This is a genomic window from Variovorax sp. 05N34 (genome assembly GCF_056397405.1).
Genome location: NZ_JBFTNI010000001.1, coordinates 89,215 through 112,680 on the forward strand (window position 1 = coordinate 89,215; position 23,466 = coordinate 112,680).

The following is a 23,466-nucleotide window of genomic DNA, read 5'->3' on the forward strand; positions in this document are numbered from 1 at the left end:
AATTCACAGATGAACAAAACATTCAGTCGCTTTCGCCTGCGCAGCGTCGCCGTAATGGTGGCCAGCGCAATTGCCGCCACTGCGGCCTGGGCGGTCGAACCATTCACGGTTCGCGACATCCGCGTCGAAGGCCTCCAGCGTGTGGAGCCGGGTACGATTTTCGCCTCGCTGCCCTTTCGCGTAGGCGACACGTACAACGACGAACGTGGCTCGGCAGCGATCCGTGCTTTGTTCGATCTGGGCTTGTTCAAGGACGTGCGAATCGACGTCAATGGCAATGTGCTCGTCGTCGTCGTCGAAGAGCGGCCGACCATTGCCGAGGTCGACTTCGTCGGCACCAAGGAATTCGACAAGGCCGCACTCGTGAAATCGTTGCGCGAAGTGGGTCTGGCCGACGGACGCCCTTACGACAAGGCACTGGCCGATCGTGCGGAGCAGGAGCTGAAGCGCCAATACGTGAGCCGGAGCCTGTACAACGCCCAGGTCGTCACGACTGTGACTCCGATCGAGCGCAATCGCGTCAATCTCACCTTTACCGTGACCGAAGGCGAGCCCGCACGCATTCGCGAAGTCCACATCGTCGGCAACAAGGATTTCAGCGAATCCACGCTGCTCAGCCTCTTCGACCAGGACAGTGGTGGCTGGTTGAGCTGGTACACCAAGTCCAACCAGTACTCTCGCACCAAGCTCAATGCCGACCTGGAGACGCTGCGCTCCTACTATCTGTCACGCGGCTACCTGGAGTTTCACATCGACTCGACCCAGGTTGCAATTTCTCCGGATCGTCAGGATCTGGCAGTTACCGTCAACATCAGCGAAGGCGAAAAATTCATCGTCTCCGGCGTCAAGCTGTCTGGCAATTTCCTGGGACGCGAAGACGCATTCAAGTCGCTGGTGACCATTCGACCCGGCGAGCCCTACAACGGCGAACAACTCAACGAGACAATCAGGGCGTTTACCGATTATTTCGGCTCTTTCGGCTATGCGTTCGCGCGAGTGCAGGCCGAGCCCGAGATCGACCGCACCAACAATCGTGTCGCATTGACCCTGAACGCCGATCCAGGTCGGCGCGTGTATGTGCGCCGTGTGTCGATCGGCGGTAACAATCGCACGCGCGACGAAGTCATCCGACGCGAATTCCGGCAGTACGAGGCCTCCTGGTATGACGGCGACAAGATCAAGCTGTCGCGCGATCGTGTGGACCGTCTGGGATTCTTCACCGACGTCAACGTCGACACCCAGGAAGTGCCGGGCTCGCCCGACCAGGTGGACCTGACTATCAACGTGGTTGAAAAGCCCACTGGCTCATTGCAGTTGGGCGCCGGCTTCTCCACCGCGGACAAAGTTTCGTTGACCTTTGGTATTTCGCAGGAGAACGTGTTCGGTTCCGGCAACTACCTGGGCGTGCAGGTCAACACGAGCAAGTACAACCGCACGATCTCGTTGACCACCACCGATCCTTACTTCACTAAGGATGGCATCTCACGCACTTTCAGTCTCTACACCACGACGACCCGGCCGTATTACAACGTGGATGGCGACTACAAACTGGTGAACGAGGGCGGGAGCATCCGCTTCGGCGTGCCGTTCAGCGAGGTGGACACGGTCTATTTTGGCGCAGGCCTCGAGCGTTACCGTTTCGACCCCGGCACTTACATCTCCGCGGCAACGCCGCAGTCGTACCGCGACTACTTCGGATGTACGACGGGACCGGATGGCCTTGTTTCATTCTGTGCAAACAACTCGGTCTGGGGCATCCCTCTGACCGTTGGCTGGGCGCGCGACGATCGCGATAGCGCGCTAGTCCCGACGCGTGGTCGTCTGCAGCGTGCCAATCTCGAAATTGGCTCCGGCGGAGACATGAAGTACTACAAGACCAGCTACCAATACCAGCAGTGGTTCCCGCTCAACAAGCAGTACACATTCGCAGTGAACGGCGATTTCGGGTACGCCAAGGCCTTTGGTGACAATCCTTATCCGATCTTCAAGAATTTCTATGCTGGCGGGTTGGGCTCCGTTCGCGGCTTCGAACAGAACTCCCTGGGGCCGACGGACGTGCCAGTCTATGGCCAGGTCGAGGGTGCGGCGCTGGGTGGCACTAAAAAGGCTATCTTCAATGCCGAGTTGAGCACTCCGTTCCCGGGTGCGGGCAACGATCGGACTCTGCGTCTCTACGGATTCTTCGATGCCGGCAACGTCTGGGCAGAGCGCAATACGTTCTCCACCGATGCTCAGTGGGATGCGATCACCAAGATCCGCGCGTCCGTCGGCCTTGGAATCAGCTGGATATCCCCCCTTGGCCCGCTGCGCCTGGCGTATGCCATTCCGGTCGTGTACCAGAAGGCGGACGTCTTGAACAACATCCCGGAGGATAGAATTCAACGCCTGCAATTCCAGATCGGAACTTCCTTCTAATGACCCCATTGCTCCGTGTCGCAGGTGCGCTGCTGATCCCCGCCTTTCTGGCGGTGGGGACACCCGCCCACGCGCAGGAAACATTCCGCATCGGTTTTGTGAATCCTGACCGCGTTCTGCGCGAAGCGCTGCCCGCCAAGGCAGCTCAGGCAAAACTGGAGGCCGAATTCCTCAAGCGCGAGAAGGATTTGACCGCACAGGGCGAGGCGCTCAAGGCGGCGTCCGAGAAGTTCGAAAAGGAGGCTCCGACGCTTCCAGAGGCACAGCGCATCACACGGCAACGTGCCTTGATCGATCAGGACCGGGATTTCCAGCGTCGCCGCCGTGAGTTCCAGGAAGATCTGAACGCCCGCAAGAACGAAGAACTGCAGCAGGTCTACGAGCGGGCCAATCGCGTGGTCAAGCAGGTGGCCGAAGCTGAAAAGTACGATGCGATCCTGCAGGAAGCGATCTATATCAATCCCAAGCACGACATCACCGAGAAGGTGATCAAGGCGCTGAACGCGTCGTCCTCGAACGGCGGCAAGTAGCGCCGAAGAACGGCGTGGCACTGCGGTTAGGCGCGATCGTCGATGCTCTCGGGGGCGAGCTTAAGGGCGATCCGGCATTGTCCATCGAGCGGCTGGCACCGCTTTCGGTGGCAAGACCCGATGCCATCAGCTTTCTGAGCCATCCCAAATATCGCAAAGAGCTGGCCGCCTCGAAGGCGGGCTGTGTCATCGTCGCACCTGCCATGCGAGAAGCCGCCGCAGAGCGCGGCGCATTCATTTCTACACCGGACCCATACCTGTACTTCGCCCGGTTGACTCAGCTCTGGAAGAAGGCACACGCACGACCGGAGACCGTGCGCATTCATCCGAGCGCCGTCATCGATCCAGATGCTGCGGTCCATCCCACGGCCAGGATTGGCGCGCTGTGCGTCGTGGAGCGGGGCGTGCGCATCGGTGCCGATACCGTGCTGAAGTCCCGAGTCACGGTGAGCGAGGATTGCGTCATTGGAGACAGGTGTCTTCTGCATCCGGGCGTCGTCATCGGCGCGGATGGATTCGGGCTTGCCCCGCACGAAGGCGCATGGGTCAAGATCGAGCAACTTGGCGCCGTGCGAATCGGCGACGACGTCGAGATCGGTGCCAACACCTGTATCGATCGAGGTGCACTGGAAGACACCGTGATTGAAGACGGCGTCAAGCTCGACAACCTGATCCAGATCGGCCACAACGTGCGAGTGGGCAAGCACACGGCAATGGCCGGCTGCACGGCGGTGGCCGGCAGCGCGACCATCGGCGCGTACTGCACGTTCGGCGGCCGCGCTGGCGTCCTGGGCCATCTCACGATCGCCGATCACGTGCATATCTCGTCCAACTCGCTCGTGACGCGATCCATTCTCAAGCCGGGCCAATACACTGGCGTGTTTCCCATCGACGACAATGCCGCCTGGGAAAAGAATGCAGCCACGCTCAAGCAACTGCACAGTCTGCGCGAGCGCCTCAAGGCGCTGGAAAAACTGACGATGCAGGACAAGAAATCATGACGCTCGATATCCATCAAATCCTCAAGCTGCTACCTCACCGCTATCCGTTTTTGCTTGTGGATCGCGTGCTCGAAATGGAAAAGGGCAAGCGAATCAAGGCTTTGAAGAACGTGACCATGAACGAGCCTTTTTTCAACGGACACTTTCCGCATCGCCCGGTAATGCCGGGTGTGTTGATGCTCGAAGCCATGGCGCAGGCAGCCGCGCTGCTCTCCTTTCATTCGCTGGACATCATTCCGGACGACAACACCGTCTACTACTTTGCGGCCATCGATGGCGCCCGTTTCAAGCGGCCCGTCGAACCTGGGGATCAACTGACGCTCGAAGTGGAAATCGAACGGATGAAGGCTGGCATCTCCAAGTTCAAGGGTCGAGCATTGGTGGGGCCGGAGCTGGCATGCGAGGCCTCGCTGATGTGCGCAATGCGGCAGATCAATTGAAACTGCGGTGGGCATGACGCTGATTCACTCGACGGCCATCGTCGATCCCGGTGCTGAACTGGATCCGACTGTGAGCGTGGGGCCTTATGCCGTGATCGGGCCGCACGTTCGTGTGGGGGCTCGCACGACCATCGGCGCGCACTGCGTGATCGAAGGCCGGACCACTATAGGCGACGACAACCGCATCTTCCAGTTCGCATCGCTCGGCGCGGTACCGCAAGACAAGAAATATGCTGGAGAGCCGACAGAACTGGTGATCGGCAATCGCAACACCATTCGCGAATTCTGCACATTCAACCTGGGTACGGTACAGGACGTCGGCACCACGCGAGTTGGCGACGACAACTGGATCATGGCTTACGTGCACATTGCGCACGATTGCCAACTCGGCAGCCAGATCACCATGGCCAATAACGTGACGTTGGCCGGGCACGTGCGAATCGGCGACTGGGCCACAGTCGGCGGCCTCGTCGGCATCCTCCAGCGGATGCGCATCGGCGCCCATTCGATGATCGGCTTTGCAAGCCACGTGGGCAAGGACGTTCCGCCTTTCATGGTGGTCGACGGCAATCCGCTCGCTGTCCGCGGCGTCAATCTTGTCGGCTTGCGTCGGCGCGATTTTTCCGCTGAACGGATCGCCGCCATCCGAGAGATGCACAAGTTGCTGTATCGCCAGGGCAAGACGCTCGACCAAGCCCGGGAAGGCATCGCCGAGTTGGCCACTGAGATGCCCGGCGCAGCGGCGGACGTGGCGCAAATGCGCGCGTTCCTCGGCAGCGCAGCAAGCGGCATCGCGCGCTGAAGGCAATGACGGCGGAAGTTGCAGGGCGGCGGTTTTCGCTGGTCGCGGGCGAGGCCTCTGGCGACCTGCTGGCCAGCCTTCTCATTGATGGGCTTCAGGCGCGTTGGCCGGACGTGAAGGCTGTGGGCATTGGCGGCCCGCGGATGCTTGCCCGCGGATTCGAGACCTGGTGGCCTCAGGAGAAGCTCGCTGTCAGCGGGTACGTCGAGGTCCTGCGCCACTATCCGGAAATAGCCGGCATCCGGCGGCAATTGCGAGCTCGCCTGCTTCGCGAACGGCCGGACATCTTCATCGGTGTCGACGCGCCTGACTTCAATCTGGATCTGGAAGTGGCGCTGCGAAACAGGGGCATGAAGACGGCGCATTTTGTCTGTCCCTCGATCTGGGCGTGGCGACCGGAGCGGGTGGAAAAGCTGCGGGCCGCTGCCGACCACGTTCTTTGTATTTTCCCTTTCGAGCCGAAACTGCTCGCAAAGCATGGAATTGCCGCGAGTTATGTAGGCCACCCGTTGGCAAACGTCATTCCGATGACGCCTGACCAAGCGGCCGCCCGCCTGTCTCTTGGACTGGATGCAGAGGCGACCGTTGTCGCCCTGCTGCCCGGAAGTCGAGGCTCGGAGATCCGGCGCCTTGCACCGCTATTCTTCGCCGCTGCCGCGGTCATGCGCGAGTCGCGTCCGGCGCTCCAGTTCATCCTGCCCGTACTGCCGAACCTGCGAGCCGAAATGGAGCAACTGCTGCGAGACAGCGTTATGGACGGCCGTGTGAAGCTCCTGGACGGTCAGTCACACGCGGCGCTGGCTGCCTGCGATGTGACCTTGATCGCCAGCGGGACCGCAACGCTCGAAGCCGCCCTGTTCAAGCGGCCGATGGTGATCTCGTACCGGGTCAATACGTTGACGTGGAACCTGGTCATGAAGCACAAGCAGCTTCAACCATGGGTCGGACTGCCGAACATTCTTTCCGGCGAGTTCGTCGTCCCTGAACTGCTGCAGGACAACGCGACCCCGCAGGCTCTCGCCGAAGCGACTCTTGGGTGGCTCGCTGCGCCCGAGAAGGTTCACGCTTTGCAACAACGTTTTAGCGCGCTGCATACTGAATTGCTCCGCGATACGCCGACACTGTGCGCCAATGCAATCCAGAAAGTTCTTGAAGGCTGAACAGGCCACCCTGGTGTGGGATGCGCCGGGCTTGCTCGCCGGTGTCGACGAGGCAGGCAGGGGCCCGCTGGCCGGGCCGGTTGTCGCCGCTGCCGTCATATTGGACGAAAAACGTCCGATCCGTGGCCTCGCCGACTCCAAGACGTTGACGGCGCTGCAGCGCGAGCGCCTCAACGAACAGATCCTTGCGAAAGCTCTGTGCTGCTCGGTCGCGCAGGCGAGCGTCGAGGAAATCGATACGCACAACATCCTCCAAGCCACTATGCTTGCTATGCGCCGCGCCGTGGAGGGCTTGCGACTGAAGCCGGGCAAGGTGTTGGTTGACGGCAATCGGCTCCCCACGCTCGGTGTGCTTGCCGAAGCGGTGATCAAGGGCGATGCCCGCGTCAAAGCCATTTCGGCGGCGTCGATCCTGGCGAAGGTGTATCGCGATCGACTTTGTGAGCAACTGCATGCCGAATATCCCCAATATGGCTTTGCCGGTCACAAAGGCTACGGCACGCCCGAACACCTGGAGGCGTTGATGCGCCACGGTGCTTGCGTGCATCACCGCAGGTCGTTCAGCCCGGTTGCCGCCGCACTCGTGCGCACTTCCGGGTCTCTCGAGGCTGTTGGCGCCGCTGGCGACGCGACGGTGACGCGGGTCACCAGCATCGAAATACAGATCTCGCCATGACATCCGACGTCGGGCACATCACTTCGCGAGACAACCCGCTGCTCAAAGAACTCCGCAAGCTTGCGCACGAGCCCGGCGCCTACCGGAAGACGGGGCGCGTATGGCTGGAGGGGGATCATCTGTGCCGGGCAGCTCGAGAACGTGGCGTTCGTGCGTCGATTGCGGTTATTGCGGAGTCGCTTTGGCCGACGTCAGCGCGCGAATGGACGAACGCCGCCGAAAAAACGGTGGTGGTCGCCGATGCCCTGCTGGCGGGAGTCAGCGGCCTTGAATCGCCCGCTCCGATGGGGTTTGTGCTCGATTTGCCTCTCACGCCGGATCTCGAGGCATCCGCTCCCACTGTGGTGCTCGATCGCCTGCAGGACGCGGGCAATGTCGGCTCAATCTTGCGAAGCGCCGCCGCATTCGGATTCACCCAGATCATCGCGCTCAAGGGGACTGCTGCGCTCTGGGCGCCAAAGGTGCTCCGCGCCGGCATGGGCGCGCACTTCGGACTGAGACTGATCGAGTCTGCGGAAATCGACGCGCTGGACGCCTTGGCCGTGCCGTGCGTTGCCACCAGTTCGCACCGTGGCGATTGGCTTCATCGGGCCCGATTGCCTCATCCCTGTGCATGGCTGATGGGACACGAAGGGCAGGGCGTTTCGGCCGCACTGGAGGCGCGGGCTGCCCAACATATCCGGATAGCGCAGCCGGGCGGCGAGGAGTCGCTCAACGTAGCCGCGGCCGCCGCGATCTGCCTGCATGCGAGCGCGGCGGGAGCCATTTCCTGAGCCGCCCACGGCTATAATCAAGGGCTTTCCCGCTCACACCCCGCCCTCAGCGCACGCAAGCCAACTCCTCGACGAAAGTCGCAGCCCAAATTCAGTTCTTGGGTTCGCTTTGGGCGTCATCCATCCGGAGATCCCAGTGCTTTTGTCTCTCAAGGGAAAATTCCCGCCCGCCATCCTGGCGCTTGCAGACGGCACGATTTTTCTCGGCAATTCGATCGGCGCCACGGGCGTCACGACTGGCGAAGTGGTGTTCAACACCGCCATGACCGGTTACCAGGAAATCCTGACCGATCCGAGTTACTGCCAGCAGATCGTGACGCTCACGTACCCGCACATCGGCAACTATGGCACCAACGAGGAAGATGTCGAGGCCGACAAGATTCATGCATCGGGCCTGATCATCAAGGACCTGCCGCTCGTCGCGTCGAACTTCCGCAAATCGGCGACGCTGAACGAATACCTCATGCGAGGCAACACAGTCGCCATTGCAAACATCGACACCCGAAAGCTGACACGCCATTTGCGCACGCAAGGCGCCCAGAACGGCTGCATTCTCGGGTTGCCAGAGGGCGAAACGGTCTCCCAGAAATTGATCGACAAGGCTGTTGCCGCAGCCAAGGCTGCGCCGAGCATGGCAGGCCTCGATCTTGCCAAGGTGGTTTCGGTCAAGGAAACGTACGAATGGACGCAGACCGAGTGGAAGCTCGGTTCCGGCTATGGCGTGCAGATCACGCCCAAGTTTCACGTCGTCGCGTTCGACTACGGGGTCAAGAAGAACATCCTGCGCATGATCGCCCAGCGCGGCGCGCGTATCACCGTCGTGCCGGCGGAGACCCCTGCTGCCGACGTGCTCAAACTGCGCCCGGACGGCATTTTCCTGGCCAACGGCCCCGGCGACCCGGAGCCCTGCGACTACGCCATCGATTCGACGCGTGAACTCATCGAAACCGGCATCCCGGTTTTCGGAATCTGCCTCGGCCACCAGATCATGGCGTTGGCTTCCGGCGCGAAGACCTTCAAGATGAAGTTCGGCCACCACGGCGCCAATCATCCGGTGAAGGACCTCGACAACGGTCGGGTGAGCATCACCAGCCAGAACCATGGCTTTGCGGTCGACGAGAAGACGCTGCCCGCCAACTTGCGCCCCACGCACGTCAGCCTGTTCGACAACACGCTGCAAGGTTTGGCACGAACCGACAAGCCCGCCTTCTGCTTCCAGGGCCATCCTGAAGCTTCGCCGGGACCACATGACATCGGCTACCTGTTCGACCGCTTCACGGCACTCATGCAAAGTCACAAAGAAGGACAGAAGAATGCCTAAGCGCACAGATCTCAAGAGCATCCTCATCATCGGCGCTGGCCCGATCATCATCGGCCAAGCCTGCGAGTTCGACTACTCCGGCGTGCAAGCCTGCAAGGCGCTGCGCGAAGAGGGCTACAAGGTCATCCTCATCAACAGCAATCCGGCGACGATCATGACGGACCCGGCCACCGCCGACGTGACCTACATCGAGCCGATCACCTGGCAGACGGTCGAGAAGATCATCGCCAAGGAGCGCCCGGACGCAATCCTCCCGACGATGGGCGGACAAACTGCGCTCAATTGCGCGCTGGACCTTTGGCGCAACGGCGTGCTCGAGAAGTACAAGGTCGAGCTGATCGGCGCCACGCCCGAAGCCATCGACAAGGCCGAGGACCGCCTGAAGTTCAAGGACGCAATGACGAAGATCGGCCTGGGCTCTGCACGCTCGGGCATCGCGCATTCGCTCGACGAAGCCTGGGCTGTGCAGAAGACGGTCGGGTTCCCGGTCGTAATTCGTCCGAGCTTTACGCTCGGCGGCACGGGTGGCGGCATTGCCTACAACCCCGAAGAGTTCGAAACCATCTGCAAGCGCGGCCTCGAAGCCTCGCCGACAAACGAGTTGCTGATCGAAGAATCGCTGCTCGGCTGGAAAGAGTACGAGATGGAAGTCGTCCGCGACAAGGCCGACAACTGCATCATCGTGTGCTCAATCGAGAACCTGGATCCCATGGGCGTGCATACCGGCGATTCGATCACCGTTGCACCCGCACAGACGCTATCGGACAAGGAATACCAGATCCTTCGCAACGCCTCGCTGGCCGTGCTGCGCGAGATCGGTGTCGACACGGGCGGCTCCAACGTCCAGTTTTCGATCAACCCGAAGGACGGCCGCATGGTCGTCATCGAGATGAATCCGCGTGTGTCGCGTTCGTCCGCTCTGGCCTCCAAGGCGACGGGTTTCCCGATTGCGAAAGTGGCCGCCAAGCTGGCGGTAGGCTACACGCTCGACGAATTGCGCAACGAGATCACGGGCGGCGCCACGCCTGCGAGCTTTGAGCCGAGCATCGACTACGTGGTCACCAAGATTCCGCGTTTCGCTTTCGAGAAATTCCCGCAGGCCGATTCGCGCCTGACGACACAGATGAAGTCCGTCGGCGAGGTGATGGCGATGGGCCGCACCTTCCAGGAATCGTTCCAGAAAGCCCTGCGTGGCCTCGAAGTCGGCGTCGATGGGCTGAACGAGAAGACGCAAGACCGCGAAGTGCTTGAAAAGGAACTCGGTGAGCCGGGGCCCGACCGGATCTGGTACGTCGGCGATGCCTTTGCAATGGGCTTGAGCGTGGATGAAGTCTTCGCCTTGACCAAGATCGACCCCTGGTTCCTTGTACAGATCGAGGAAATCGTCAAGATCGAACTCGAACTGGAAACCAAGTCCCTCGACGAGATCGATCGGGACACTCTGCTCGCGCTCAAGAAAAAGGGCTTCTCCGACCGCCGCCTCGCGCGCCAGCTGAAGACCACCGATACCGCAATCCGCGAAAAGCGTCGTGCGCTGGGCGTGCGTCCCGTCTATAAGCGTGTCGACACTTGCGCGGCCGAATTCGCCACCAACACCGCCTACATGTATTCGACCTACGACGACGAGTGCGAGGCCGAACCCACCAGCAAGGAGAAGATCATGGTCCTGGGCGGAGGCCCCAACCGCATCGGGCAGGGCATCGAATTCGACTACTGCTGCGTGCATGCCGCACTGGCAATGCGCGAGGACGGCTACGAGACCATCATGGTCAACTGCAATCCTGAGACGGTGTCGACGGACTACGACACGAGCGACCGACTGTATTTCGAGCCACTCACGCTTGAAGACGTGCTGGAAATCGTCGACAAGGAAAAGCCGACGGGTGTCATCGTGCAGTACGGCGGTCAGACCCCCCTCAAGCTCGCGCTCGACCTCGAAGCCAATGGTGTGCCGATCATCGGCACTTCGCCGGACATGATCGACGCCGCCGAAGACCGTGAGCGCTTTCAGAAGCTGCTGCATGAGCTCAAGCTACGTCAGCCGCCGAACGCCACCGCCCGCACCGAACCCGAAGCGCTCGAGAAGGCTGCTGCGCTTGGTTATCCGCTTGTCGTGCGTCCGAGCTACGTGCTCGGTGGTCGCGCCATGGAAATCGTGCACGAGCAGCGCGACCTCGAGCGCTACATGCGCGAGGCGGTCAAGGTAAGCAACGATTCGCCGGTGCTGCTTGATCGCTTCCTGAATGATGCGGTCGAGTGCGATGTCGATTGCCTTCGCGATGCGGAGGGCAACACGCTTATCGGCGGTGTGATGGAACACATCGAGCAGGCGGGCGTGCATTCCGGCGATTCCGCTTGTTCTTTGCCTCCCTACAGCCTGAAAGCGGAAACCATTGCCGAGCTCAAGCGCCAAAGCGCCGCCATGGCGAAGGCGCTGAACGTGGTGGGCCTGATGAACGTGCAGTTCGCGATCCAGGAAAAGGACGGCGAAGATGTGATCTACGTGCTGGAGGTGAATCCGCGCGCGTCCCGCACGGTGCCTTACGTGAGCAAGGCGACGGGGATTCAGTTGGCCAAGGTGGCCGCTCGTTGCATGGCCGGCCAGTCGCTGACGTCGCAGGGCGTCACGCGCGAGGTCACGCCGCCGTACTTCAGCGTCAAGGAGGCCGTGTTCCCGTTCGTCAAGTTCCCTGGCGTGGACACCATTCTCGGCCCGGAGATGAAGTCGACCGGCGAAGTGATGGGCGTGGGCAAGACCTTCGGCGAAGCCTTCGTCAAATCGCAATTGGGCGCCGGCACGCACCTGCCGAAGTCCGGCCGAGTCTTCATCTCGGTGAAGAACAACGACAAGCCGCGCGCCGTGGAAGTCGCTCGCGGGCTGGCTGCGCTGGGATTCGACCTCATCGCCACCAAAGGAACCGCTGCGGCAATCAATGCGGCGGGTGTGGGTTGCGCGGTAGTCAACAAGGTCACCGAAGGGCGTCCGCATATCGTGGACATGATCAAGAACAATGAGATCGCCTTGGTCATCAACACGGTGGAAGAGCGGCGCAACGCTATCGCTGATTCGCGTCAGATTCGTACGTCCGCGCTCCTGGCGCGCGTGACGACGTTCACGACCATCTTCGGCGCCGAAGCGGCCGTCGAAGGCATGCAGCACATGGACGACCTCGGCGTCATTTCGGTCCAGGAGATGCACGCTCAGCTTGCCTGATCCGTCGCTGAGTGGAAGGAGCCCTTTTCCAATGGACACCCAACTCGTAGAACTTGACCTGTCCGACTGGAACGCAGCGACGGCGAACGAGGCGTGGATTGCCGAGCTAGAGGCGGGAAAGGTTCTGTACTTCCCTCGGCTCGGATTCGACATACTGCCTGACGAGCGCGCCTTGCTGACACCGGCAGTCTTGTCGCCCGACGTGCGCAACATCAGCCTGGATGCTAACGGGCGCCTGAAAGGCGTGGCAGGAGACGAGGAGCGCCAGCGCGCCGTGTCGACCATGATTGGACGCTTTCGCGCACAGGCCCAGCAATTGATTCACGGCCTCTTGCCGCACTACACGCCGGCCTTGCGGCTGGCGCCGACCAGCTATCGTCCGGCGCAGGTTGAGACGCGGGTGCAGTCATGGCGGGCAGATGACCGTCGGCTGCACGTCGACGCCTTTCCTTCGCGCCCCAACTACGGCGAGAGAATCTTGCGTGTGTTCACAAACGCCAACCCGGACGGCGCGCCGCGTGTATGGCGCGTTGGCGAGCCGTTCGAGAAGGTTGCCGAACGCTTCCTTCCGCGCGCAAAGCCGTATTCACGTTGGGAGGCGAAGATGCTCCGGGCTCTTCGCGTGACGAAGTCGCTGCGCAGCGAATACGACCACCTCATGCTCCAACTGCACGACGGCATGAAGTCTGACCTTCAATATCAAAAGAATGCCGAGCAGGAAACGGTGCCGTTTCCGGCAGGATCGGTCTGGGTGTGCTTCTCGGACCAGACTTCTCACGCGGTCATGTCGGGGCAGTACATGCTTGAACAGACGCTGCATCTGCCCGCAGCAAGGCAATACAATCCTGAATCGAGCCCGCTCGCCATTCTGAGCCGGCTGACTGGACGCAAGCTCGTCTGAATTTTTCTCTCCCTTCAACCGCCGAACGGCAGCGTTCGGCGGTTTCGCTTTCTGGAGCAACCCAATGGCAACCATCCCCATCACCAAGCGCGGCGCCGAGAAGCTGCGCGAAGAGCTGCAAAGGCTCAAGACCGTCGATCGCCCCGGTGTGATCAACTCGATCGCGGAGGCGCGCGCGCAAGGAGACATCAGCGAAAACGCTGAATACGAAGCCGCCAAAGACCGTCAGGGCTTCATCGAAGGCCGCATCCAGGACATCGAAGGCAAGCTGTCCGCAGCACAAATCATCGACCCGTCCGAACTCGACGCGGGGGGCAAGGTCGTCTTCGGCTCAACGGTGGAACTCGAAGAAGAAAAGACCGGCGAAGCCGTCAAGTACCAGATCGTGGGCGAAGACGAAGCCGACCTGAAGCTCGGTCTCATCAACGTCTCCAGTCCAATCGCGCGCGCGTTGATCGGCAAGGAAGAGGGCGACACCGCGGAGGTGCAAGCGCCGGGCGGCCTGAAGCGGTACGAAATCGTCGCCGTCAGCTACCTCTGAACGCAGGATGAAAGACCGCATCGCCCTCATGCTCGCCGCCCTCTGGTGGGGCAGCCTGTCGGCGGTCGGATTTATTGTCGTGCCGATGTTGTTCGCACGGCTGGGCAGCCCATCTGTTGCGGGTAACTTCGCGGCGCAACTGTTCGCCGCCCAGACATGGCTGGCGCTTTCTTGCGGGCTGATCCTGCTGATCTACTTTCGCGCCCAGGCCGATGAACGCGTCACTGCTGCTGCGCGAACCGCCGTCTTTCTCGTGATCACAGCGCTGTTGCTGGCTCTACTGCAGCAATATGCAGTCGCGCCGCGCATCGTGGCGCGCGAAAACCTCAGGTTTTGGCATTCACTGGGAAGCGTCATGTACCTGGGGCAGTGGGCTTGCGCCGGTGCGCTACTCTGGCGAATGGGCCCGCGCCGAGGTTGATCAGGCCTTCCAGAACTGGGTGATCCAGCGGGCCGGCCGGATGAAACGAAAGCGGCGGTTGCGCCTCCCCGCCAGCGCATCGGGCGGATTGCATTCGCCGTGGAACACCATGATCTTGGCGCCCTCCGGCACGAAAGGTTCTCGCCAGTAGTTGCTGGGCCAGCTCGGAATCCCGTGGTACTTGAAGCTCGGACACCAAGCTTCCGGCCAGTAAGCAAGCTTGCCTTTCCGGTACATGAAGTCGGACAGGTAAGTCTGCTCATTGCGAAACTCCGCCTGCACCGCGTCCATGTTCTCGCGAAAGTGGGCGAGGACGTCTGGATGCGCTCCCAGTTCAAAGCGGTACACGGACGAATTGCCGGTGATTCGCCGCCGGCGCCAAGGGCGTTCGTAGTCGTGAATGATCAGGAACTCGCCCGGATACTCAAAGAACTCGTCCAGGCTGCCAACCACGACAACGTCCAGGTCGACGAACAGCGCCGTCCCGCGCAAGCCGTGTAGGTCTTTCTCGAAGGTGGTGAGCTTCTTCCAGGCCCGATCGACCTGGCCGGGCGCCAGTTCGAGATTCAGCGGCGGAATCGGAAAACACTGGACCTCACTCCGGATACCTTCGCTGTTGTCGGTAAGGCACACGAAATTGAAGTCGCCGGTCAGATGTCGCCGCACCATGGCGTACAGGCGATTGACGTATTCGGGCCCGTACTTGGTGCCCCATTTCATGCACAGGATGTGGCGCTGCGGTCGTCCCGCGGTCTGCGTCGGCATCCTCAATCCGCCTGGCGGCGCTTCTTGTCCGACAGCGGCTTCTTCGCCTTGGCTCGCTTGATGTTGCCGCCGGGGGTCAGGCGTTGGTTGCCAAGCACGCGCAGCGTCTTGATTTCAGGACGTTGGCCGGCGCGCTTGCTGTACTTGATCACCTTGACATCGCGCGGGCCTGGCATGCGGTCTTCGTCGATCGCTTTCTCCTTTGGGGGAATAGGCCGCCAGAGGACGAGCAGCTTGCCGATGTGCTGGATGGGTGCTGCGTCCAGTTCGTCGGCCAGGGTCTGAAGCATGGCTTCGCGAGCGGTTCGGTCGTCAGAGAAGACGCGCACCTTGATCAGGCCATGCGCCTTGAGGGCGGCGTCGGTTTCCTTCTTCACGGCTGGCGTCAGCCCGTCACCGCCGATCATCACGATCGGATCCAGATGGTGCGCTTCGGAGCGGTGCACCTTGCGCTGCGCAGGGGTAAGTTGAATGGCGGGCATCCCCGTATTATCGATGTCAATGAATCCCAAACCGAAAGCCAAGAAGGTCAACAAGGCGTGGCTGCACGACCACGTGAATGACCCATACGTCAAACTCGCTTCTCGAGAGGGCTACAGGGCTCGCGCCGCCTACAAGTTGAAGGAAATCGACGAAAGCCTCGGTCTTATCAAGCCGGGGCATATGGTGGTCGACCTGGGCTCCACGCCTGGTGCCTGGAGCCAGTACGTGCGGCGACGGCTCTCACCCGGCGGAGCGGCCGCGGGAGAACTCGCGGGAACCATCATTGCGCTAGACATCCTTCCCATGGAGCCGATCGAAGGGGTGACCTTCCTTCAGGGCGATTTTCGTGAGGCCGAAGTGCTTGGGCGCCTGTCTGAGGCGATGTCCGGCCGCTTGGCGGATGTGGTCGTCTCCGACATGGCCCCGAACCTCTCAGGGATCGCGTCTGCCGACACCGCCCGTGTTGCGCACCTGATCGAGCTTGCAATCGACTTCGCACGGCATCACATGAAGCCCGAGGGCACCCTCGTTGCCAAGCTGTTTCATGGAAGTGGCTACAGCGAGCTGACCCAGCTTTTCAAGGACAACTTTCGCGTCGTAAAGCCCTTCAAACCGAAGGCTTCGCGCGATAAATCCTCGGAGACCTTCATGGTGGGCATCGGAATCAAGAGTCCGGATACAAAGTGATACGGCGGCCGTCCGGCATACGACTGTCTTAAAACCGTTTGCCCCCTATGGCTGCTATGGGGAAATTAGGGCTTTTCGCAGATTGAAAAGCCTAAAATGGTCGCCAATTGCGTCCCCACAGCGCGTTTTTAGTTTTTCATGGCACGCGCTTTCGACTGGAGCTTCGTTTGAACAATCAGTGGTTTTCCAAAGTTGCCGTATGGCTCGTCATTGCGATGGTGTTGTTCACTGTGTTCAAGCAGTTCGACACCCGCGGCGTAGCCGGCGCAGGCAACATCGGGTATTCGGACTTCCTCGAGGAGGTCCGCAGTAACCGCATCAAGAGCGCCACGATCCAGGAAGGCCAGGGCGGCAGCGAGATCGTCGCGATCACCAACGACGACCGCAAGATCCGCACGACGGCCACCTATCTCGACCGCGGCCTCGTCGGCGACCTGATCGCCAACAACGTCAAGTTCGACGTCAAGCCGCGTGAAGAAGGCTCCCTCCTCATGACGCTGCTGGTAAGTTGGGGGCCGATGCTGCTCCTGATCGGCGTGTGGGTCTACTTCATGCGACAGATGCAGGGGGGCGGCAAAGGCGGCGCCTTCAGCTTCGGCAAGAGCAAGGCTCGGATGCTCGACGAGAACAACAACCAGGTCACTTTTGCGGACGTCGCAGGTTGCGACGAGGCGAAGGAGGAGGTCAAGGAAGTCGTCGATTTCCTTAAGGACCCGGCGAAGTTCCAGAAATTGGGTGGCCGCATCCCGCGGGGCCTGTTGCTCGTCGGCCCTCCAGGCACCGGCAAGACGCTCCTGGCCAAGAGCATCGCAGGAGAAGCCAAGGTCCCGTTCTTCTCGATCTCGGGTTCGGATTTCGTCGAAATGTTCGTCGGTGTGGGTGCTGCGCGCGTCCGAGACATGTTCGAGAACGCCAAGAAGAACGCGCCTTGCATCATCTTCATCGATGAAATCGACGCTGTCGGCCGCCAGCGCGGCGCCGGCCTCGGCGGTGGCAACGACGAGCGGGAACAGACCCTCAATCAGATGCTGGTCGAGATGGATGGCTTCGAGACCAATCTTGGCGTGATCGTCGTCGCTGCAACCAATCGGCCGGACATTCTCGATGCGGCGCTGCTGCGTCCAGGTCGCTTCGACCGCCAGGTCTATGTGACTCTGCCGGACATTCGGGGCCGCGAACAGATCCTCAACGTCCACATGCGGAAGGTGCCCTTGGGGCAGGACGTCAACGCGAGCATCATTGCGCGCGGCACTCCAGGCATGTCGGGCGCGGATCTCGCCAACCTGTGCAACGAAGCCGCGCTAATGGCCGCGCGCCGCAATGCGCGCGTCGTCGAAATGCAGGACTTCGAGAAGGCCAAGGACAAGATCTTCATGGGCCCCGAGCGCAAGAGCATGGTCATGCCCGAGGAAGAGCGACGCAACACTGCCTATCACGAGTCGGGCCATGCGCTCATCGGCAAACTGTTGCCCAAGTGCGACCCGGTGCACAAGGTCACCATCATTCCGCGCGGCCGTGCCCTTGGCGTGACGATGAGCCTGCCTGCGCAGGACCGCTACAGCTACGACCGCGAATACATGCTGAACCAGATCAGCATGCTCTTTGGTGGACGTATTGCTGAAGAAGTCTTCATGCACCAGATGACGACCGGCGCGAGCAACGACTTCGAACGCGCGACCCAGATCGCTCGCGACATGGTGATGCGCTATGGCATGACCGAATCGCTGGGCCCAATGGTGTACGCTGAAAACGAGGGCGAAGTATTCCTCGGACGCTCGGTCACCAAGACCACGAACATGAGCGAGTCGACCATGCAGAAGGTGGATGCCGAAGTTCGCCGCATCATCGATGAGCAGTACGCCCTGGCGCGCCGCCTGATCGAGGAAAACAGCGACAAGATGCATGCGATGGCCAAGGCGCTGCTCGAATGGGAAACCATCGACACCGAGCAACTCGACGACATCATGGCGGGCCGTGCGCCGCGTCCTCCAAAAGACTGGACGCCGCGTATTCCGCCTTCGGGCAGCGGCGGCGGCAGTGGCGGAACGCCGGCGGTGAACCCCGACCCGACACCGACTGCAGCCTGAGCATGACGCTTTGGCGATCAACGGGGCCTCTGGCCCCGTTTTTTCATGGAGCCGGGGAATGACGGCGATCTGGCGCACCTCGCGCTTCGCGATCGATTTGGCCCAGCCCAAGGTGATGGGCATCGTCAACGTCACGCCTGACTCGTTCTCCGACGGCGGCGCCCATGCGTCCACTGAAGCCGCTGTGCGTCATTGCGCCGAGTTGGTCATACAGGGTGCGGACATTCTCGACATCGGCGGTGAGTCGACCCGCCCCGGAAGTCCCGCCGTACTTCTCGATGCGGAACTGGCGCGCGTGGTGCCTGTCGTTCGCGAAGCGGTGAAACTTGGAGTGCCAATCTCCGTCGACACCTACAAACCCGAGGTCATGCGTGCAGTGCTGGAATTCGGCGCTGACATCATCAATGATGTGTGGGCGCTACGGCGGCCGGGTGCGCTGGAAGCCATTGCGGCGCATCCGCTCTGCGGCGTTTGCCTGATGCACATGCATCGCGATCCGCAGACCATGCAAGTCGCACCGATGATCGGCGACGTTGTTCCTGCCGTTCACACCTTCCTGGTGGAGCGCGCATCGGCGCTGACGACTCTGGGCGTCAAGCCGGACAGGATCGTGATCGATCCGGGCATCGGCTTCGGCAAGACTGTGGTGCAGAATTTCGCTCTGCTGGGCCGTCAACGCGAGCTGCTCGTGTCGGGTTGGCCGTTGCTCGCAGGATGGTCTCGCAAGTCTTCACTGGGCGCGGTCGCAGGCATCGAATCGGCGCGGGATCGCATGGTGCCCAGCGTCGCGGCCGCCGTGCTGGCCGTGGAGCAGGGCGCATCGATCGTGCGCGTGCACGATGTGCGTGAGACAGTGGCGGCGCTCTCCGTTTGGTGCGCCATGAAGCAAGAACAACGAGGACAGGAAACATAACGATGACAAGGCAGTATTTCGGAACCGATGGCATTCGCGGAACGGTCGGGCAAGCGCCGATCACGCCTGACTTTGTATTGCGCCTTGCCCACGCCGTCGGCCGTGTGCTCAAGAAGTCGGAAGCGCGGCCGACCGTGCTGATTGGCAAGGACACCCGCATCTCCGGGTACATGCTGGAGTCGGCGCTCGAGTCCGGGTTCAATTCCGCGGGTGTCGATGTCGTTCTGCTCGGGCCGCTGCCCACTCCGGGCGTGGCCTACCTGACGCGGGCGCAACGCGCGAGTCTCGGCGTCGTCATTAGCGCCAGTCACAACGCCTACCCAGATAACGGCATCAAGTTCTTCAGCGCGCAGGGCACCAAGCTCAGCGACGAATGGGAGCTGGCGGTCGAAGCCGTGTTGAAGGAGCCACCAGTCTGGGTCGATTCAAAGAATCTCGGCAAGGCGCGACGCCTGAACGACGCGCCCGGGCGCTACATCGAATTCTGCAAGAGCACCTTCGCCACCGACCTGACGCTGCGAAATCACAAGCTCGTCGTTGACGCAGCGCACGGCGCCGCCTACCAAGTGGCGCCTTCCGTCTTTCACGAGTTGGGCGCGGAAGTGACGAGCATCGGATGCGCACCGGACGGTCTCAACATCAACAAGGATTTCGGGGCGACGCATCCGCAAGCCTTGATCGATGCCGTGAAGACGCAAGGTGCCGACTACGGCATCGCGCTCGATGGCGACGCCGATCGTTTGCAACTGGTCGATGCCAGCGGGCGGCTTTTCAATGGCGATGAGTTGCTGTACCTGATGGCGATGGAGCGCATCGCGCGCGGCGAAAAGCCCGCTGGTGTCGTCGGCACGCTGATGACCAACAAGGCGGTCGAGATGGGCCTGAGGGCTCACGGGATCGAATTCGTGCGGGCCCGGGTCGGTGACCGCTATGTTCTGGAAGAACTCGACAAGCGCAATTGGCTGCTCGGCGGCGAAGGCTCGGGCCACCTGCTGGCATTAGATCGCCACACCACGGGCGACGGCATCGTCAGCGCGCTGCAGGTGCTTCAAGCATGCGTGCGAAGCGGCCGCAGCGTGGCTGAACTGCTCGCGGGCGTGACGCTCTTTCCGCAAACACTCATCAATATTCGGTTGAGCGAGGGCCAGGATTGGAAGGCCAACCGGGCGCTCGCGGCCGAAACGGAGCGCGCCGAGGCTGAACTGGGCGACTCAGGCCGCGTGCTGATTCGCGCCAGCGGCACCGAGCCGCTTCTTCGCGTGATGGTCGAGGCCAAGGATGCCGCGCAAGCCGAGGCGTGCGCGCGGCGGTTGGTCGCAGCAGTCGAAGCGGGTTGAAGTGGGGCGGCCATGATCAACGTCTTGACGGCGGACTACCGCAATCCCGCGCATGCACGCGCACTGGTCGACTTGCTTGACACCTATGCGCGGGATCCTGCTGGCGGTGGAACTCCGCTTGCCCCCAGCGTGCTGGCCGGCTTGCCCGAAGCCTTGGCAGCACGCCCGCAAGCCTTCAGCGTGCTGGCCTATGACGGTGAGCAGGCTGTGGGCCTCATCAACTGCATCGAGGGCTTTTCTACCTTTGCGTGTCAGCCGCTCGTGAACGTCCACGACGTCGTGGTGTTGGCCACTCATCGCGGGCAGCGGGTCACGCAGCGCATGTTCGCGCACGTCGAGGCGGAGGCACGAACGCGCGGCGCGTGCAAGCTCACATTGGAGGTGCTTTCCGGAAATCGGAGCGCGCTGCGAGCGTATGAGCGCGAAGGCTTCGCCAGCTTCCAGCTCGACCCTGCCTTCGGCAGCGCCATATTCCTGGAGAAAAAGCTCGCCCCCAGGTTGGCTCACTTCGTGTAGCCGCCCACCCCCTCTGACCGGGGGCAACACCAGCGGCCTGGCAAAGCCAGTTCCGCGGTGTTTCTGGATTAGAAGCGAGTGACGGGCATTCCTTCGTCGCCCTTGCTCGGCGCGTACTTGCCGAGTTCCCACTTTGCGATGGCGTTGCGATGGACCTCGTCCGGACCATCCGCAAAGCGCAGCGTGCGCGCGCCGGCGTAGGCGTAGGCGAGCGGGAAGTCGTCGCACATGCCGCCGCCGCCGTGGACCTGCATGGCCCAATCAATGACCTGGCAGGCCATGCTGGGCGCCACGACCTTGATCATTGCGATTTCAGTCTTTGCGACCTTATTGCCGGCGACGTCCATGAGCCACGCGGCCTTGAGGGTCAACAGCCGCGCCATGTCGATCTTGCAACGCGCTTCGGCGATGCGTTCCTGCGTCACGGTCTGCGATGCAACCGTCTTGCCGAAAGCCACCCGCGACGAGGCGCGCTTGCACATCAGTTCGAGGGCGCGCTCCGCCAGCCCGATCAAGCGCATGCAGTGGTGAATGCGTCCAGGGCCAAGCCGGCCTTGTGCGATTTCGAAGCCGCGGCCCTCGCCCAGCAGGATGTTGCCCACTGGCACGCGAACATTCTCGAAATACATTTCGACGTGCCCGTGTGGCGCATCGTCGTAGCCCATGACATTGAGTGGCCGCACGATGCGAATGCCTTTGGTATCGGCCGGCACGATCACCATGCTCTGCTGTGAATGCCTGGGCGCGTCAGGTTCCGACTTGCCCATCGTGATGAAGACCGCACAGCGCGGGTCGGCAGCACCCGAGATCCACCATTTGCGGCCGTTGATGACGTACTCGTCTCCCTGGCGCTCGATCCGGGTCGAGATGTTGGTGGCGTCGCTCGATGCCACGTCAGGTTCCGTCATTGCGAACGCAGAGCGGATCTGGCCTTCGAGCAGTGGCTTGAGCCAGCGTGCCTTGATCTCGTCGGAGCCATAGCGCGCGATCGTTTCCATGTTGCCGGTGTCGGGCGCCGAGCAGTTGAAAGCCTCGCTAGCCCATGGCACACGTCCCATGATTTCGGCGAGCGGTGCGTATTCCTGATTGGTCAGGCCTGCGCCTTCGTAGCCCGATGCCGCGGCGCTGTCGACCGGCAGGAACAGATTCCACAAGCCGGCCGCCTTGGCTTTGGTCTTGAGCTTCTCGACGGTGTTGAGTGCGGTCCACCGCTTGCCGGCGGCCGTGTTCGCCGCGAGTTCGGCCGAATACTCGGCTTCAGCGGGGTAGATGTAGTCTTCCATGAAGGCCGCGACGCGCTTCTGCAAGTCTTTGGTTTTGGCCGAATATTCGAAGTCCATTTCGTCTCCTGGTGTTAAGGGTTCAGGCGCTCATCGCGAGCTCATGCCCGTTCTGCGAATTGCCATGCCATTTCGGCCATCGGGCGCGCGCCGCGGCCGGAAGCCACTGCCTGCTCGCTGGACGCAGTGCCGGCCTCGACCCGCTTGGCAATACCTTGCAAGATCGCTGCCATGCGGAACAGGTTGTAGGCCTGATAGAAGTTCCAGTCTGGTGCGAGCGCCTCGGGCGTCGTGATGCCGGTTCGGTCGCAGTATTTGCGGATGTATTCGCTCTCGGTCGGGATGCCCAGACTCTTGAAGTCGAGCCCGCCAATGCCACGGAATGAACCTGGCGCGATGTGCCAGGACATGCAGTGGTAGCTGAAGTCGGCGAGCGGATGGCCCAGCGTCGACAGCTCCCAGTCGAGCACGGCAATAGCACGCGGCTCGGTGGCGTGGAACATCAAGTTGTCCAGGCGGTAGTCGCCATGGACGATCGAAGTCATCTTCTCATCGCGGGCACTGGCTGGGATGTGCGCCGGCAGCCATTCCATCAGCCGATCCATCTCCGGAATCGGCTGCGTGACCGACGCCACGTACTGCTTGCTCCAGCGGCCGATCTGGCGTTCGAAGTAGTTGCCCGGCTTGCCGTAGTCCGCCAAGCCGCGCTCGGCGAACTTCACTGAATGCAGCGCCGCGATCACCCGGTTCATTTCGTCGTAGATTGCGGTGCGCTCGGCATTGCTCATACCAGGCAGGGCCTGGTCCCACAGAACGCGTCCGGCCATGAACTCCATGACATAGAAGGCACGGCCGATGACTGCCTCGTCTTCGCAAAGGCAGTACATGCGCGGCACGGGCACGTCTGTGCCTGCAAGGCCGCTCATGACCTTGAATTCGCGCTCGACGGCATGGGCGGACGGCAGCAGCTTGGCGACAGGCCCCGGCTTGGCGCGCATCACATAGCTTTGCGCGGGCGTGACGAGCTTGTAGGTCGGATTGGACTGGCCGCCCTTGAACATCTCGATCGTGAGCGGGCCCTTGAAACCGTCGAGGTTCTTTTCGAGCCATGCAGTCAGCGCGTCGATGTCGACGACGTGCTGCGGAGAGACGGCACGCGTGCCGACGAATTTTTCGAAGTCCTGGGTCATGTCTCTGCAGTCT

General features: G+C 61.7%; 22 protein-coding genes. 18 read left to right on the forward strand and 4 right to left on the reverse strand.

Annotation, left to right across the window (positions count from 1 at the left end; translation table 11 throughout):
• Positions 1–9 precede the first annotated feature (9 nt).
• The 13 genes from bamA (at position 10) to AC1DMA_RS00575 (ending at position 14,195) form a co-directional block, all read left to right on the forward strand.
• Entirely contained in the window at positions 10–2,415 is a 2,406-nt protein-coding gene (gene bamA / locus AC1DMA_RS00515) for an outer membrane protein assembly factor BamA (protein WP_478123415.1), read from the forward strand.
• The gene (locus tag AC1DMA_RS00520) at positions 2,415–2,945 is read left to right on the forward strand and encodes an OmpH/Skp family outer membrane protein (protein ID WP_478123414.1); all 531 of its coding nucleotides are present in this window, start codon (positions 2,415–2,417) and stop codon (positions 2,943–2,945) included. The genes bamA and AC1DMA_RS00520 overlap by 1 nt, the downstream gene beginning before the upstream one ends.
• A gap of 14 nt (positions 2,946–2,959) precedes the next feature.
• On the forward strand, positions 2,960–3,946 hold the full coding sequence (gene lpxD, locus AC1DMA_RS00525; protein WP_478123413.1) for a UDP-3-O-(3-hydroxymyristoyl)glucosamine N-acyltransferase: 987 nt from the start codon (positions 2,960–2,962) through the stop codon (positions 3,944–3,946).
• A complete protein-coding gene (gene fabZ, locus AC1DMA_RS00530) occupies positions 3,943–4,386 on the forward strand; it encodes a 3-hydroxyacyl-ACP dehydratase FabZ (protein WP_478142925.1) in 444 nt (147 codons plus the stop codon). Before lpxD ends, fabZ begins: the two co-directional genes overlap by 4 nt.
• 13 nt (positions 4,387–4,399) lie before the next feature.
• Positions 4,400–5,188: an acyl-ACP--UDP-N-acetylglucosamine O-acyltransferase gene (lpxA, locus tag AC1DMA_RS00535; protein WP_478142926.1), complete on the forward strand. Its 789-nt coding sequence runs from the start codon at positions 4,400–4,402 to the stop codon at positions 5,186–5,188.
• A gap of 5 nt (positions 5,189–5,193) precedes the next feature.
• On the forward strand, positions 5,194–6,348 hold the full coding sequence (gene lpxB, locus AC1DMA_RS00540) for a lipid-A-disaccharide synthase (protein ID WP_478123410.1): 1,155 nt from the start codon (positions 5,194–5,196) through the stop codon (positions 6,346–6,348).
• On the forward strand, positions 6,320–7,024 hold the full coding sequence (gene rnhB / locus AC1DMA_RS00545; RefSeq protein WP_478123409.1) for a ribonuclease HII: 705 nt from the start codon (positions 6,320–6,322) through the stop codon (positions 7,022–7,024). The genes lpxB and rnhB overlap by 29 nt, the downstream gene beginning before the upstream one ends.
• Positions 7,021–7,797, forward strand: a complete 777-nt coding sequence (locus tag AC1DMA_RS00550) for a TrmH family RNA methyltransferase (RefSeq protein WP_478123408.1) — start codon at positions 7,021–7,023, stop codon at positions 7,795–7,797. The genes rnhB and AC1DMA_RS00550 overlap by 4 nt, the downstream gene beginning before the upstream one ends.
• A 136-nt stretch (positions 7,798–7,933) precedes the next feature.
• Positions 7,934–9,118 carry a glutamine-hydrolyzing carbamoyl-phosphate synthase small subunit gene (gene carA, locus AC1DMA_RS00555; RefSeq protein ID WP_478142927.1) on the forward strand — a complete coding sequence of 395 codons (1,185 nt, stop codon included), beginning with the start codon at positions 7,934–7,936 and terminating at the stop codon, positions 9,116–9,118.
• Entirely contained in the window at positions 9,111–12,332 is a 3,222-nt protein-coding gene (gene carB, locus AC1DMA_RS00560; protein ID WP_478142928.1) for a carbamoyl-phosphate synthase large subunit, read from the forward strand. The genes carA and carB overlap by 8 nt, the downstream gene beginning before the upstream one ends.
• Positions 12,333–12,363: 31 nt before the next feature.
• A complete protein-coding gene (locus AC1DMA_RS00565; RefSeq protein WP_478123405.1) occupies positions 12,364–13,233 on the forward strand; it encodes a Kdo hydroxylase family protein in 870 nt (289 codons plus the stop codon).
• A gap of 64 nt (positions 13,234–13,297) precedes the next feature.
• Positions 13,298–13,774, forward strand: coding sequence for a transcription elongation factor GreA (gene greA, locus AC1DMA_RS00570; RefSeq protein WP_478123404.1), 477 nt, complete (start codon positions 13,298–13,300; stop codon positions 13,772–13,774).
• Positions 13,775–13,781: 7 nt separating this feature from the next.
• Positions 13,782–14,195, forward strand: coding sequence for a DUF4149 domain-containing protein (locus AC1DMA_RS00575; RefSeq protein ID WP_478123403.1), 414 nt, complete (start codon positions 13,782–13,784; stop codon positions 14,193–14,195).
• Here AC1DMA_RS00575 and AC1DMA_RS00580 read toward each other — a convergent pair whose 3' ends face one another.
• Entirely contained in the window at positions 14,196–14,960 is a 765-nt protein-coding gene (locus tag AC1DMA_RS00580; RefSeq protein ID WP_478142929.1) for a glycosyltransferase, read from the reverse strand. It lies immediately after the preceding gene.
• Between the two features lie 2 nt (positions 14,961–14,962).
• Positions 14,963–15,442 carry a YhbY family RNA-binding protein gene (locus AC1DMA_RS00585; protein ID WP_478123401.1) on the reverse strand — a complete coding sequence of 160 codons (480 nt, stop codon included), beginning with the start codon at positions 15,440–15,442 and terminating at the stop codon, positions 14,963–14,965.
• Positions 15,443–15,461: 19 nt separating this feature from the next.
• Between AC1DMA_RS00585 and AC1DMA_RS00590 the strand changes: the two genes are divergently transcribed.
• The 5 genes from AC1DMA_RS00590 to AC1DMA_RS00610 all read left to right on the forward strand — a co-directional run bounded on the left by AC1DMA_RS00590 (position 15,462) and on the right by AC1DMA_RS00610 (position 20,983).
• Positions 15,462–16,130, forward strand: a complete 669-nt coding sequence (locus AC1DMA_RS00590; RefSeq protein WP_478123400.1) for an RlmE family RNA methyltransferase — start codon at positions 15,462–15,464, stop codon at positions 16,128–16,130.
• A gap of 167 nt (positions 16,131–16,297) precedes the next feature.
• On the forward strand, positions 16,298–18,217 hold the full coding sequence (ftsH, locus tag AC1DMA_RS00595) for an ATP-dependent zinc metalloprotease FtsH (protein WP_478123399.1): 1,920 nt from the start codon (positions 16,298–16,300) through the stop codon (positions 18,215–18,217).
• Between the two features lie 58 nt (positions 18,218–18,275).
• Positions 18,276–19,130, forward strand: a complete 855-nt coding sequence (folP, locus tag AC1DMA_RS00600) for a dihydropteroate synthase (protein ID WP_478142930.1) — start codon at positions 18,276–18,278, stop codon at positions 19,128–19,130.
• Between the two features lie 2 nt (positions 19,131–19,132).
• Positions 19,133–20,467 (forward strand): phosphoglucosamine mutase, encoded by a 1,335-nt coding sequence (gene glmM / locus AC1DMA_RS00605; RefSeq protein ID WP_478142931.1) that lies wholly within the window; start codon positions 19,133–19,135, stop codon positions 20,465–20,467.
• Between the two features lie 12 nt (positions 20,468–20,479).
• A complete protein-coding gene (locus AC1DMA_RS00610) occupies positions 20,480–20,983 on the forward strand; it encodes a GNAT family N-acetyltransferase (RefSeq protein ID WP_478123396.1) in 504 nt (167 codons plus the stop codon).
• Between the two features lie 68 nt (positions 20,984–21,051).
• Here the strand turns inward: AC1DMA_RS00610 and AC1DMA_RS00615 are convergent, their stop codons facing one another.
• Positions 21,052–22,323, reverse strand: a complete 1,272-nt coding sequence (locus tag AC1DMA_RS00615; RefSeq protein WP_478123395.1) for an acyl-CoA dehydrogenase family protein — start codon at positions 22,321–22,323, stop codon at positions 21,052–21,054.
• A 41-nt stretch (positions 22,324–22,364) separates the two neighbouring features.
• Positions 22,365–23,453, reverse strand: a complete 1,089-nt coding sequence (locus AC1DMA_RS00620) for a phosphotransferase (RefSeq protein WP_478142932.1) — start codon at positions 23,451–23,453, stop codon at positions 22,365–22,367.
• Between the last annotated feature and the right edge of the window lie 13 nt (positions 23,454–23,466).

Excerpts from the sequence above, each read along its gene's own strand:
- bamA (WP_478123415.1), top strand. The coding sequence starts at position 10 with ATGAACAAAACATTCAGTCGCTTTCGCCTGCGCAGCGTCGCCGTAATG.
- AC1DMA_RS00520 (WP_478123414.1), top strand. The coding sequence starts at position 2,415 with ATGACCCCATTGCTCCGTGTCGCAGGTGCGCTGCTGATCCCCGCCTTT.
- fabZ (WP_478142925.1), top strand. The coding sequence starts at position 3,943 with ATGACGCTCGATATCCATCAAATCCTCAAGCTGCTACCTCACCGCTAT.
- lpxA (WP_478142926.1), top strand. The coding sequence starts at position 4,400 with ATGACGCTGATTCACTCGACGGCCATCGTCGATCCCGGTGCTGAACTG.
- lpxB (WP_478123410.1), top strand. The coding sequence starts at position 5,194 with ATGACGGCGGAAGTTGCAGGGCGGCGGTTTTCGCTGGTCGCGGGCGAG.
- rnhB (WP_478123409.1), top strand. The coding sequence starts at position 6,320 with ATGCAATCCAGAAAGTTCTTGAAGGCTGAACAGGCCACCCTGGTGTGG.
- AC1DMA_RS00550 (WP_478123408.1), top strand. The coding sequence starts at position 7,021 with ATGACATCCGACGTCGGGCACATCACTTCGCGAGACAACCCGCTGCTC.
- carB (WP_478142928.1), top strand. The coding sequence starts at position 9,111 with ATGCCTAAGCGCACAGATCTCAAGAGCATCCTCATCATCGGCGCTGGC.
- AC1DMA_RS00565 (WP_478123405.1), top strand. The coding sequence starts at position 12,364 with ATGGACACCCAACTCGTAGAACTTGACCTGTCCGACTGGAACGCAGCG.
- greA (WP_478123404.1), top strand. The coding sequence starts at position 13,298 with ATGGCAACCATCCCCATCACCAAGCGCGGCGCCGAGAAGCTGCGCGAA.
- AC1DMA_RS00575 (WP_478123403.1), top strand. The coding sequence starts at position 13,782 with ATGAAAGACCGCATCGCCCTCATGCTCGCCGCCCTCTGGTGGGGCAGC.
- AC1DMA_RS00580 (WP_478142929.1), bottom strand. The coding sequence starts at position 14,960 with ATGCCGACGCAGACCGCGGGACGACCGCAGCGCCACATCCTGTGCATG.
- AC1DMA_RS00585 (WP_478123401.1), bottom strand. The coding sequence starts at position 15,442 with ATGCCCGCCATTCAACTTACCCCTGCGCAGCGCAAGGTGCACCGCTCC.
- AC1DMA_RS00590 (WP_478123400.1), top strand. The coding sequence starts at position 15,462 with ATGAATCCCAAACCGAAAGCCAAGAAGGTCAACAAGGCGTGGCTGCAC.
- folP (WP_478142930.1), top strand. The coding sequence starts at position 18,276 with ATGACGGCGATCTGGCGCACCTCGCGCTTCGCGATCGATTTGGCCCAG.
- glmM (WP_478142931.1), top strand. The coding sequence starts at position 19,133 with ATGACAAGGCAGTATTTCGGAACCGATGGCATTCGCGGAACGGTCGGG.
- AC1DMA_RS00610 (WP_478123396.1), top strand. The coding sequence starts at position 20,480 with ATGATCAACGTCTTGACGGCGGACTACCGCAATCCCGCGCATGCACGC.
- AC1DMA_RS00615 (WP_478123395.1), bottom strand. The coding sequence starts at position 22,323 with ATGGACTTCGAATATTCGGCCAAAACCAAAGACTTGCAGAAGCGCGTC.
- AC1DMA_RS00620 (WP_478142932.1), bottom strand. The coding sequence starts at position 23,453 with ATGACCCAGGACTTCGAAAAATTCGTCGGCACGCGTGCCGTCTCTCCG.